6 protein-coding genes are annotated in these 12944 nt (G+C 61.7%); 5 read left to right on the forward strand and 1 reads right to left on the reverse strand.

All coding sequences use genetic code 11. The annotated features are described in order from the left end of the window. The first annotated feature begins 68 nt into the window (after nucleotides 1–68). The gene (gyrB, locus tag QPK32_RS10470; RefSeq protein ID WP_290412752.1) at nucleotides 69–2573 is read left to right on the forward strand and encodes a DNA topoisomerase (ATP-hydrolyzing) subunit B; all 2505 of its coding nucleotides are present in this window, start codon (nucleotides 69–71) and stop codon (nucleotides 2571–2573) included. Nucleotides 2574–2658: 85 nt separating this feature from the next. Here gyrB and QPK32_RS10475 read toward each other — a convergent pair whose 3' ends face one another. Then, nucleotides 2659–5865 (reverse strand): DUF3427 domain-containing protein, encoded by a 3207-nt coding sequence (locus QPK32_RS10475; protein ID WP_290412753.1) that lies wholly within the window; start codon nucleotides 5863–5865, stop codon nucleotides 2659–2661. Between the two features lie 105 nt (nucleotides 5866–5970). On the opposite strand from QPK32_RS10475, the gene QPK32_RS10480 reads away from it, so the two are divergent. From QPK32_RS10480 to QPK32_RS10495, 4 genes are read left to right on the forward strand one after another with little or no spacing between them, the layout of a single operon-like run. After that, nucleotides 5971–7422 carry a DUF3375 domain-containing protein gene (locus tag QPK32_RS10480; RefSeq protein ID WP_290412754.1) on the forward strand — a complete coding sequence of 484 codons (1452 nt, stop codon included), beginning with the start codon at nucleotides 5971–5973 and terminating at the stop codon, nucleotides 7420–7422. After that, nucleotides 7419–8123, forward strand: a complete 705-nt coding sequence (locus QPK32_RS10485; RefSeq protein ID WP_374046727.1) for a DUF4194 domain-containing protein — start codon at nucleotides 7419–7421, stop codon at nucleotides 8121–8123. The genes QPK32_RS10480 and QPK32_RS10485 overlap by 4 nt, the downstream gene beginning before the upstream one ends. Beyond that, nucleotides 8120–11482, forward strand: a complete 3363-nt coding sequence (locus tag QPK32_RS10490) for an SbcC/MukB-like Walker B domain-containing protein (protein WP_290412755.1) — start codon at nucleotides 8120–8122, stop codon at nucleotides 11480–11482. Before QPK32_RS10485 ends, QPK32_RS10490 begins: the two co-directional genes overlap by 4 nt. Then, a complete protein-coding gene (locus tag QPK32_RS10495; protein WP_290412756.1) occupies nucleotides 11466–12653 on the forward strand; it encodes a DUF3322 domain-containing protein in 1188 nt (395 codons plus the stop codon). Before QPK32_RS10490 ends, QPK32_RS10495 begins: the two co-directional genes overlap by 17 nt. The last annotated feature ends 291 nt before the right edge of the window (nucleotides 12654–12944 follow it).

Raw genomic sequence — 12944 nt, forward strand, 5'->3', positions numbered from 1 at the left:
CCCGACGACAAGACCGCAGCGCACCCACGCTGCGCCGTCTGATTTACACGTTATTTGAGAAAGCAGTCATGTCCGAGAACACGCAAGCAGTAGTGGAAACTTCCGCCAACAAGGCGGACGAATACGGCGCCTCGTCGATTCAGATCCTGGAAGGCCTGGAGGCCGTGCGCAAGCGCCCGGGCATGTACATCGGCGACACCTCGGACGGCACCGGCTTGCACCACCTGGTGTTCGAGGTGCTGGACAACTCGATCGACGAGGCGCTGGCCGGCTACTGCTCCGAAATCCACGTCGCGATCCACTCCGACAATTCCATCTCGATCACCGACAACGGCCGCGGCATCCCGACCGGCATCAAGATGGACGACAAGCACGAGCCGAAGCGCTCGGCCACCGAGATCGCCCTGACGGAACTGCACGCCGGCGGCAAGTTCAACCAGAACGCCTATAAAGTGTCCGGCGGCCTGCACGGCGTCGGCGTCTCGTGCGTGAACGCGCTGTCGAAGCTGCTGCGCGTGACCGTGCGCCAGAACGGCAAGGTGCACCAGCTGGAATTCTCGCGCGGCGTGCCGCTGGACCGCATCATCGAAGTCGTCGACGGCGTCGAAGTGTCCCCGATGAAGATCCTCGGCGACACCGACAAGCGCGGCACCGAAGTGCACTTCTGGGCCGACGAGGAAATCTTCACGACCGTCGAGTTCCACTACGAGATCCTGAGCAAGCGCATCCGCGAACTCTCGTTCCTGAACAACGGCGTCAACATCAAGCTGACCGACCAGCGCACGGGCAAGGAAGAAATCTTCGCCTTCGAAGGCGGCACCCGCGGCTTCGTCGAGTACATCAACAAGGCCAAGACCGTGCTGCACCCGACCGTGTTCCAGGCGACGGGCGAGCGCGTGTCGGAAAACGGCACGAACATCTCGGTGGACGTGTCGATGCAGTGGAACGACGCCTACAACGAACAGGTACTCTGCTTCACCAACAACATCCCGCAGCGCGACGGCGGCACCCACCTGACAGGCCTGCGCGCGGCGATGACCCGCGTGATCAACAAGTACATCGACGAGAACGAACTGGCGAAGAAGGCCAAGGTCGAGATCTCTGGCGACGACATGCGCGAAGGCCTGACCTGCGTGCTGTCCGTGAAAGTGCCGGAACCGAAGTTCTCGTCGCAGACGAAGGACAAGCTGGTGTCGTCCGAAGTGCGCGGCCCGGTCGAGGAAATCGTGGCCAAGACGCTCACCGACTTCCTGATGGAAAAGCCGAACGACGCCAAGATCATCTGCGGCAAGATCGTGGAAGCGGCGCGCGCGCGCGAAGCGGCCCGCAAGGCCCGCGACCTGACCCGCCGCAAGGGCGTGATGGACGGGCTGGGCTTGTCGTCCAAACTGGCCGACTGCCAGGAACGCGACCCGGCGCTGGCCGAGCTGTACATCGTCGAGGGTGACTCGGCAGGCGGCTCCGCCAAGCAGGGCCGCGACCGCAAATTCCAGGCCATCCTGCCGCTGCGCGGCAAGGTGCTGAACGTGGAAAAGGCGCGCTTCGAGAAGATGCTGTCGTCCGAGCAGATCACCACGCTGATCGCGACGCTGGGCACCTCGATCGGCCCGGACGAGTTCAACGTAGACAAGCTGCGCTACCACCGCATCATCATCATGACCGACGCGGACGTCGACGGCGCCCACATCCGTACCCTGCTGCTGACGCTGTTCTACCGCCAGATGCCGCAGCTGGTCGAGCGCGGCCACGTCTACATCGCCCAGCCGCCGCTGTACAAGGTGAAGGCCGGCCGCGACGAGCGCTACCTGAAGGACGACGTCGAGGAAGCGAGCTACATGATGCGCGTGGCCCTGAACGGCGCCGCCCTGCTGCCGAAGGAAGGCGCCGAACCCGTGTCCGGCGAGGAGCTGGGCAACCTGGTCGACAAGTACAACAAGGCCAACGCCATCATGATGCGCCTGACGCGCGTGATCGACCGCGCCGCCCTGTCCGCCATCATGACGGGCGTGACGCTGGACCTGTCGAGCCAGGCCGCCGCCGAGCAATCGGCCCAGGCCATGGCCGACGCCATCAAGGACCCGAGCGTGAAGGTGGGCGTGCGCTCCGACGAACTGTCGGACAAGCACAGCCTGCGCATCGAGCGCATCCGCCACGGCAACGTGCAGGTAACCTCGATCGACGCCGACTTCGTCGCCGGCGCCGACTACGCCACGCTGAAGGAATCGGCCGACACCTTCCAGGGCCTGATGGGCGAAGGCGCCATCATCCGCCGCGGCGAAGGCGACAAGATGAAGGAATCGCTGGTGCGAGACTTCCAGCAAGCCATGGAATGGCTGCGCGAGGAAGCCGAGCGCGGCGTGTCCAAGCAGCGTTACAAGGGTCTGGGCGAGATGAATCCGGAACAGCTGTGGGAAACCACGATGGACCCGACCGTGCGCCGCCTGTTGAAAGTACAGATCGAGGACGCCATCGCCGCGGACCAGATCTTCACCACGCTGATGGGCGACGAGGTCGAGCCGCGCAGGAACTTCATCGAGACGAATGCGCTGCAGGCGGGGAATATCGACGTATAAGTCACCTGCGGACACAAGAACGGCCTTCTTCGGAAGGCCGTTTTTTATGCATCTTTTGTTTGGTTTGCCATCGCTTCGCCAATGATTACGACCGCAGCACACTGAAGCTGGCGAATGCCGCAGCCGGCAATGGCTGCGCCAGCTTCCAGGTGATGTTCATCGGCCGTTCGCCATGGCTGTGCTGGAAGGTCACGGGGCCGCAAGCAAGATACGCGCTGTCCGGGTCCGTCCGCACAAACAATTGAAATGTCCAACCGTTGGCCGCGTCGCCCACACTGTCGAGATAGCGCCGCCCGCTACCCGTCGTGGGTGCCGCGCTGTTCTGCGATTGCCAGTGGAACAGATCGTGGCTCAAGGCATAGTCGTGGTAGGCGATCGTCTCATGGAAGCCACTGCGTTTGTCCAGCGTCACGAACATGAGTTCGACCTTCCGTTCGAGCAGGCGTAGTACGCCCGTATTGAAGAACGGACGCTTGTGCGCCGTCTGGAATCCGACTGCGGTCAGGATTTCGTTCAGTCGATAGTGGGCATGCAGGCACAATGGCGTCCATTCCAGGCCCACCAAGGGAACGGCATGCGGCAGGGCATTTCCCTCAAGGACCTGCGCCAATTCCGCCAGTTCGCCAGCGACCGCCGGCTGCGCGTGCAAGCGCTGCAGGAATGCATGACCACTGCCGACACGGCCGATAGCGCCATCAATCTGGTAGGCAAGCATCTGCAGGCGCACAGTCTCGATGTCGTCCAGCGGCAGTGCCATCGTGCGCGCGGCTCCTACCTTCGTCATCAGGGCGATCTGCGCCGGATCATCGGTGTGCAGCAGCGCGGTAAAACGCCGACCAAAATAGTCCTCTTCCGGTCCGGCCTCGCTGACGATCAGCCCGGCCGCACGACGCAGGGCCGTCCAGCCGCTCTGCCCCGTGCTGCGATAGACATCGTTGATATCCAGCGCCTGGTCATGGAGGAAGCGTGCCAGGTCGATGTCACGCCGTCCTTGCATGCTCGCATACGTCAGCAATTCGACCGTCATGCGGCGCCAGTTCTGCTGGGTGAGCTTGCGCAGGTTGTTCAGGATCTGGTCGCGTCCCTGCTTCTGCAACTGGATGTGGCAGCCGGCCGGTAGTTGGCTGAAGCCGTGTTCGACGGCATCGATCAACTGGCGCCGGTTCATGCCGGTAATCGCACCGAACAGGTGATCGAAACGGAAATCCGCGGAATGCTGGCCGATGAAGTCGAGGATGAGACAGCTTTCCTTGCCGCTCGACAGGCGCAGTCCACGGCCGATCTGCTGCTGGAACAGCACGGGGCTCTGCGTCGGGCGCAGCAACAACAGCGTGTCGACGATGGGAATATCGACGCCTTCGTTGAACAGGTCGACCGTCACCAGGACGCATATGTCACCACTCGCCAGCGCCCGTGGCGCGGCCTCGCGTTCCGCAGGTGACGATTCGCCCGTGATGCACAGGGCCGGCAAGCCCGCCTCGTTGAATTGCGCTGTCATGAAGCGCGCATGCGCCACGCTCACGCAGAACGCGATCGCCCGGCTTTTGCGCGGGTCGGCACTCAACCGGCGCCACTCGTCGACGATCATCCTGGCGCGCATCATGTCGCCAGTAAGGAGCTTGTCGAGCGATGCCGCTTCGCCCGGCTGGCGCCAGGGCACATGGCGGAAGTCGGTGCGGTCGTCACAGGCGAAGTATTCGAAGGGCGCCAGCAATTGCAGGTCGAGCGCATGCCAGAAACGCAGTTCCACCGCCGGGCTGCCGTCCGGCCTGCTGTCGAAGTAGGTCATGATCGACCGGCCATCGCTGCGCTCGGGCGTCGCGGTCAAGCCCAGCAGGATGGTGCTGTCGATGCGGCGCGCAACCTCATCGAAACTGGCTGCGGCCATGCGATGGCATTCGTCGAACACGACCCCATGCCAGTAATCGGCGCCGTACCGTGTCAGCAAGTCATTGCTGCGCACGCTGTCGATGGTGGCGAACAGATGATCCGGGTTGTCCATGCGGTGCTGGCCACTCAGCAACTGACCGAAGCCCGGATCGCGCAACACTTCGCGGTACGTGCGCAAGGCCTGCTGCAGGATCTCGATCCGGTGCGCGATGAACAGCAGGCGCGGACGGCCACCGTATTGCCGGCACAGTCTCTGGTAATCAAACGCCGCCACGACGGTCTTGCCCGTTCCGGTGGCCGCGACGACCAGGTTCCGCATGCGTCCATGCTCGCGCTCGGCCTGCAATTGCTCGAGCATCGCCAACTGGTAATTCTTCGGGCTGAGGTCGAAGAAGCTGAGCACATTGGCAGGTTGGGCGGAGGGCGCCCCGCCCCCTTTTTCATCGGCGATCGCCTTCTCCAAGGCGGCGCGATGCGCCGGCTGTGCCGGATCGTAGGCCACGAATTCGGTGTCATGCCATAGCGTCTCGAAATGGGCCTGCGCCTGCTGGAACATGGCACCCTGGCCACGTTCGGCAAACTTCACCGTCCATTCCAGGCCGCCGGCCAGGGCAGCCTGGGTCAGGTTGGCGCTGCCGACGTAGGCTGTCCCAAAACCGCTGTCCCGCTCGAAGATCCATGCCTTGGCATGCAAGCGCGTACGCCGGCCATCCAGTGAAATTCGTACTTCGCAATTCGGCAGCCGCGCCAGCTCGTCGACGGCCTGGGCTTCCGTGGCACCGATATAGGTGGTGGTCAGTACCCGCATCCGGGTCCGTGATTTTCCTGTCCCATCGCGTGCCGTCATGCTCTGCAAGACATCACGAATCTTGCGGATCCCGGACACGGTAATGAAGCTCATCAGGATATCGACCCTGTCGCTACTGGCCAATTCATGGCGCAGCTCGTTCAATAATGCCGGGGATGCTTTTGATGCCGTGAACAGCCAGGGAGATCTCACCCCGGTATCGGGCAACTGCGGGGCAGTACGGTGACGGTGAATTGCGGCAAGACTTCTTGGCGGCGCCGTCAACAAACGGATGTTCGATTCTGCGTATTGGGCTGGATATCGCTCGGCGAGACGCTGGCGCAAATCGACGAGCAAGGTGTTGACCAGTTCCAGTTGCTGCTGCAGTCGAATCGCCTTGCCCGATGCCTCGTTATCGCCACTGGCTTCCGGCCGTATTTCCCAAAGCACCTCGGCCAATTGGTCCGCAAGTGCTTCTGCCAGACGGCGCGCGGTATCTGCCTCGTCGAGCGCTTTGAGGGTGTAATGATTTGCCTCGTAATGCCGGTCCAATTCATCGACCAGGTCATCGGTAAGAAGCTGGTCATAGAGACCATCTTGCAGGGATCGCGGCATTGCCTGTCGGGGTGACAAAAAATCCAGTATATCGCGGGAAGAATGCCGCAGGATAAACAGCCGTGATGGCTGCGATACAATTATCACTACTTATCCATTCGCGCGATGAAAGCCGATAAATCCCTCGCCACCTACCGCCAGTTGCGCAACCAGCCCCTCTGGCGCCTGCTGGCCGCCGACACGGGACCGACGGTGCTGGCACTGCTGCAGACCCACCTGTACGACAACGAGCGCAGCCTGCCCGCCTCGATCCTGCACGAACGTATCGAACGCGACCTCGAACAACTGCGCAACCGCGGCGAGGACTGGCCACAAACTGCGCAACTGTATGTGGCGCGTTGGCTGGCGGACGGCTATCTCGAGCGGCGTTTCCCTCCGGGTTCGCAAGAGGAAGAATACGAGCTCGCCACGTCCACTGTCGACGCCATCCGCTATGTCGCGGGCTTGGTCAGACCACATAATGCGGCGACCGAAAGCCGCCTGAGCCTGGTCATCGGGGCGTTGACCAAACTGGCCGACGATACCGACGCAGACAAAAGCCGACGTGTCGCCCGCCTGCGCGTCGAACAGGCGCGCATCGAACGCGAGATCGCGGATATCGAGCACGGTACATTCCAGGTGCTGCCGGAGACCGCTGCCCTGGAACGAACCCGCGAGATCATCGCCCTCGCGGACAACCTGGCCAGCGATTTCCGGCGCGTTCGTGACCAGTTCGAGCAGTTGAACCGGGAGCTGCGCGAACGCATCATGGACAATGACGGCAGCCGTGGAGAAGTGCTCGATGCGATGTTCGCCGGCATCGACGTGATCGGGGAAAGCGAGGCGGGCCGCACATTTTCCGCGTTCTGGCGGCTGCTGACCGATCCCGTCCAATCCGCTTCGCTCGACGATGCGCTCGACCAGTTGATGTCGCGTAACTACGTAGCTGCACTCGATGCCGAAGAGCGCCGCTTCCTGCTGCGCCTTACCCGCACCCTGCTCGACCAGGGTAGCATGGTGCATGACGTACTGCAGTCGTTCGCGCGCAGCCTGAAACACTTCGTCCAGAGCCGGGAGTTCATGGAGCAGCGCCGGCTGAATCAACTGCTGCGCAAGGCCCAGCGTGCCGCGCTTGCCCTCAAGGACGAGATCAAGGCCACCGAAGCCCTGCAATACACACTGCCGCTTACCAGCAGCAGGCTGGCATCGCTGTCGCAATGGGTATTGCACGATCCCGCCTTGCAGGCCCTGCCCGACCAGATGGCGGAAGGCGAAGCTACGCCCATCGATCTGTCGATGATCGGGGAACTCGTGTCCCAATCGGAGATCGATTTCCGTACCCTTGAAGAAAACCTGCGCAACGTGCTGGCACTGCGGTCGCAGGCATCGATCGGCGATATCCTGCTGGAATTCCCTGCAAGCCAGGGTCTTGGCAGCGTACTCGGCTTGCTGGCCCTGGGTGCACGCCACGGTATCGTGGCCGAGCAGTACGAAACCGTCGCCTGGATCGGGGGCGACGGTGTTGCGCGCAAGGCAAGCATACCGCTCATCTACTTTTTGAGGGAGAAGCAAACTTGAGACCGTCCAACTTCGCACAGGATGACGAGCAGGTACCTGCCGCCGCTGGAGAAGATCTTCCGGCCGGCGCACTGTTCGTCAACGACAGCGGAGAGCTCCCCCTCGATACCCGACGCGTGCTTGTGCAACTACTGTCCGGACCTTCGTTGGAAGGCCGGCGCCATGCCAAGCTATGGACCGTCCTGCTGCGCGACGAACAGGTAATCCGGCGACGCCTGTCGGAGCTGTTCCTCGAGCTGGTACTGGATCGTGACCTGCAAGTCGCCTTTACCAGCCAGGTCGCAGCGGAAGAACTCGACATTCCAATCCTCTTGCGGCGAGCCCAGCTGACCTTCATCGATTCGGTTCTGCTGCTCTTCCTGCGCCAACGGCTGACACAAGCCGATTCGCACGGCGAGCGCGCCGTGATCTCGCGCGAGGAGATCACGGAAAACCTGATGCCTTACGAACGCTCCACCAGCACGGACCGCGCCGGCTTCACCAAGCGTGTCAACGCATCCATCGAGAAGATCAAGAAACACAACATCCTGCAAAAACTACGTGCCAGCGATGAGCGCTTTGAAATCGCACCGACACTCAAGCTGCTGTTCTCGGCGGAAGAAATCATCACGCTCACCACCTTGTATGACCGCATGGCGGCAGGCGAAACGCCTGAATTGTCACGCCAGCCCTTGGACGACAACGAGGATGAGACATCGTGAACATATCAACGCTGAGCGCGGACGAACAATTCCGCATGACTCGGCTCCAGGTATTCAACTGGGGCACGTTCAGCGATTTGCACGACATCCCTGTCAGCAAGCGCGGGTTCCTGATCGTCGGACGCTCGGGTGCCGGAAAATCGACTTTGCTCGATGCGCTGTCGGCCCTGCTCGTACCGCCACGCTGGATCGACTTCAATGCCGCAGCGCGTGAAGCCTCCCGCGCCGGCCGCGACCGCAACGTCATCGGTTATGTGCGCGGTGCGTGGACGGCGCAGACCGACTCCGCATCGGGCGAGTCCGCCGTACGCTATCTGCGCTCAGGCACGACATGGTCGGCGCTGGCACTGCAATACGAGAACGGCCAGGGGCAGCATGTGGCATTGGTCCAGCTGTTCTGGGTGCGCGGCAACGCCAATACGAACCGTGACGTGAAATCCTATTTCCTGGTGCTGGAGCGCCCTTTCGACCTGCGCGAACTACAGGATTTTGGCAGCAACAACTTCGATGTCCGCAAGCTCAAGCAAGCGTTGCCGGACGCGTTCGCACGCGACGAATTCCGCCCGTATTGCGAGCGTTTTTGCCGCCTGCTCGGGATCGAAAGCGAGATGGCCCTGCGGCTGCTGCACAAGACGCAGTCGGCCAAGAACGTGGGCGACCTGAATGCCTTCCTGCGCGACTTCATGCTGGACAAACCGGAAACCTTCGACGTCGCCGACCGGCTCGTCAATGAATTCGGCGAGCTGAACGCCGCACACCAGGCTGTCGTCACGGCACGCGAGCAGGTGCAGGTGCTGGCACCTGCTCGCAGCCGGTTCCAGCACATGGAATCGCTGACGCTACAGCGCAATGGCCTGCGCGAGCTGGAAGCCGGTATGCACAGCTATCGCGAGCGACTGCGCATGGGACTGCTGTCCGAGCACATCGACACGCTCAAAGTCGAGCTGGAAGGCCTGGCCGGTAATGTACAACGTCACCAGAATGTCCTGGAAAACCGTAACGCGGCCCTGCGCGACCTGGAGCGCCAGCGTCGCGAAGCCGGGGGCGAGCAGATCGAATTCTTCCAGAGCGAGATGCAGACGCTGGAGACGCAACGTGACGAACGCATGCGCAAGCGCACACAGGCGGTCAATGCCTGCAAGTCGCTCGGCTGGGAATTGCGCGCGACGCCCCAAGGATTTGCAGAACTGCTCGGGCAGGCGCGCCAGGAAATCGAACTATGGCAAGGCCAGGATATCCAGCATGATCCGCTCCTGGCGCTGGATCGCGAAGCGACCGATGTCCGCAAGCGTCGTATCGACATCGACCACGAAGTTGCCTCGTTGCGTCGCCAGCCATCCAATATCCCGGCACCCATGCTGGAACTGCGTCGCCAGCTTGCCGAAGCCGTTGGCGTGGCAGAGACCGCTTTGCCCTTCGTCGGAGAACTGGTCGAGGTCAAACAAGAAGAGGCCGCTTGGCGCGGCGCCATCGAACGCGTGCTGCGAGGGTTTGCGCTATCGATCCTGGTGCAGGAACAGCACTATGCCGCCGTCTCCAGCTACGTCAACGAGACCGACCTGGGACGCAAGCTGGTCTACTTCCGCACCGTACGTAGCGAACAACCATCGCGCCCGCTGCAATCGCAATCCCTGGTACTGAAACTGAAGGTCAAGGAAGACCATTTCTCGGAGTGGCTACGGGGGGAGTTGCGTCGCGGCTTCGACTACGACTGCGTCGATTCGCTGCGCGCGTTCCGCGCGGCGCAAGAGCGCGCGCTGACGCGCGAAGGACAGGTCAAGCATAGTCGGTCGCGCCACGAGAAAAATGACAGCAAGGGCGTGAACATGCGCCAGTACTGGGTGCTAGGCTTCGACAACCGGGAAAAACTTGCTATCTATGAGCAGGAAGCAGGACAATTGAGAGAGCGTGCGGAGCAACTCGACGCTCAATTGAACAGCTTGCGCCGGCAGCGCCAGGAGCAAGCCGAGCGCTTGATGCAGTGCCAAACCCTGATCAATCTGCAATGGCAGGAAATCGACGTCCTGCCATTGGCAGAGCGCATTGCCGCTATTCAGCGCCAGCTCGCCGCGCTACGCGATGGCAACACGGACTTGCAGCGTATCGACGAACGCCTGCGGCAGCAGGAGGAGCTCGTTCGCCAGGCACGCAGCGACCTGGAAAACAACGTCGTGGAACAGCGCTCGCACCAGAAGCTGTGCGGCCAGCAGGAAGATAGTTTGGCAACACTGCGCGCCGATCCCGCCATCGTGCCATTGACGCCTCACCAGCAGTCGGGCCTGGACCAACGATACGCAGCGCTGGGCACCCCGGTGCGCCTCAAGGACGTGGACAATGCCGACCGTACCGTCGGCAAAGCGCTGCATGACGATATCCGGGCCATCGACAGGGAATTAGCAGATGGCGAAAAATTCGTGGAAGCACAGTTCGCCACGTTCATCAATACCTGGCGCGCCGATGCCGACGGTCTGGATGCGCGCCTGTCGGCCGCGCCAGATTTCTTCCGCAAGCTCGTCCGTCTCGAGGCCGATGGCTTGCCTGCGCACGAGCAGCGTTTCTTCGACCTGCTGCAGAACCAGAGCCACCAGAACCTGGCTGCTCTTTCCACTTACCTGAACGATGCTCGCAAGGCGATCCTGGCGCGCATGGACCTGGTCAATGACAGCCTGCGCCAGGTGCCGTTCAACAGTAGCGAGCAGCAAAAGACTTACCTCCATATCCAACCCAAGGACCGACAGCTTCCCGACGTACGCCAGTTCAAGCAGGATGTCGCTGCCGCACTCAGCCACGCCTGGATCGAGGATAGGGAAATTGCGGAGACCCGATTCATCGAGCTGAGACGCCTGGTCAGCCGCCTCGCCAGCCAGGAGCCGGAACATCGTCGTTGGCGCGAGAACGTACTTGATGTGCGCCAGCATGTGGAATTCATCGGCCAGGAATTCGATGAAGACGGCCAGGAAGTGCAAGTCCACCAGAGTGGCGCCGGCCTGTCCGGAGGCCAGCGACAAAAGCTGGCCACGACGGTACTGGCAGCGGCCTTGCGTTATCAATTGGGTGGCAGCGATACCGGTATTCCCCGCTACGCGCCAGTCGTGCTGGATGAAGCGTTCGACAAGGCCGACAATGAATTCACAGCGCTCGCCATGAACATCTTTGCCAACTTTGGCTTCCAGATGATCGTCGCCACGCCGCTCAAGTCCGTGATGACGCTCGAGCCTTTCATCGGTGGCGCCTGTTTCGTTGACATTCGCGAGCGGAAGGCATCGAGCGTCCTACTGATCGAATATGACGACGAACGCCAACGTCTGAAGCTGGCGGAACAAATGCATGCGGGAGCCACGCTTGAAACTGCCAAGTGAGGTGCGCGAACTGCTGCAACGTCGTTTCGACAATCGTCATCGCGACTGGCTGAGCGACCATGGCACGACGACGGAATGGCCTTTGGACATTCCACTTGGCATACCAACCGAACAGGCTGCAACGGCCCGTCTGGACGCTATGGGGGCCTGGATCGCTGCCTGGCGGTCATGGCAAGGAGAAGGCGAGCTGGCATGGACGGAGCGGCGCTGGCGCATGCTTGGCACACAGCGCCTGCCGCAAATGTTACGTCTCGAAGGACCACGCCAGGTCGCTGCCTGGCTGGGAGAGCTCGAACGCTGGGACCGTGCAAACCAGCGCCTGGCCCTGCTGGGCGAGCGCTGGCCGATGCTGGTGCAGCGGATCGGCCGGCTGTTCGGGGTACTTGCCGATTATTCACAAGCCGACTTCGAATGCCTCGTCGCCACACTGGCTTGGCTGGAGCGGCATCCAGATTCGGGGCTGTACCTGCGCCAGCTTCCCATTCCCGGGCTGGACACGAAATGGATCGAATCACGCAAGGCCGTGCTGGCTGAACTCTTCTGCTGCATTACGGGCCGCCCTGGCGACACTTCGGATTTCCATACACTGTGCGGCTTGCGCCGGCCACCCCTGCTGGTCCGTATGCGTATTCTCGATCCCACACTGCGCGCTCGTACCGGCGGCATTGGCGATCTTGCCACGGCCGTGGACGACCTGGCGCAATTGGATATCCAGCCCGCAAAGGTTCTCATTATCGAGAACCTGCAAACGGGTCTCGCTTTAGACGACATTCCGGGGACGGTAGCATTCATGGCGCTAGGCTATGGTGCCACTGTGCTTGCCCAGCTTCCCTGGGTGCGCAATGCGGACTGCCTCTATTGGGGGGATATCGATACGCATGGCCTCGCGATCCTGAATCAGGTGCGATCATGCCTCCCCACCCTGCGTTCGCTTCTGATGGACGAATGTACCTTGTTGTCCCATCGAACATTCTGGACGCATGAGGCAAGCCAGCATGCGGGGCAGGACCTACCATATTTACACCCTCAAGAATTGGCTATCTACCGGGCGCTCAAGCTCAATACATTTGGACAAGCTGTGAGGCTGGAACAGGAACGTATTGAATGGCGCCACGCGTGGCCTGAACTCGTCAATGCGCTGACGCCCGCGCACCTGCGCTCGACCAATTAACTCAAGTACTGTACTGGTTGCAGGCCATGTACAGGAGTTGACGAAGGACACGTTGCCGCGACGGCATCGTGTCTTGGAACAGATGGTGAATTAAGTGGTATCCGCCGTGTACTGTCAGGCATTCAATGGGTTGCCCCGGCCAGCAACCCTGGCAGCTTGCCGGCCCCAGCCTTGATGTCCCCCGCCGTCTCTATCCGCTAGATAAATTGCTTGGCGGCTGTCTAGTTGCACCTGCGCAGCAGCAAGTCGACTTTCACGCGATGTCGCCACTATGCGCTCTTGCTTCCGGCC

It is taken from the genome of Massilia sp. YIM B02763 (genome assembly GCF_030412015.1).
Taxonomy (GTDB): Bacteria; Pseudomonadota; Gammaproteobacteria; order Burkholderiales; family Burkholderiaceae_D; genus Telluria.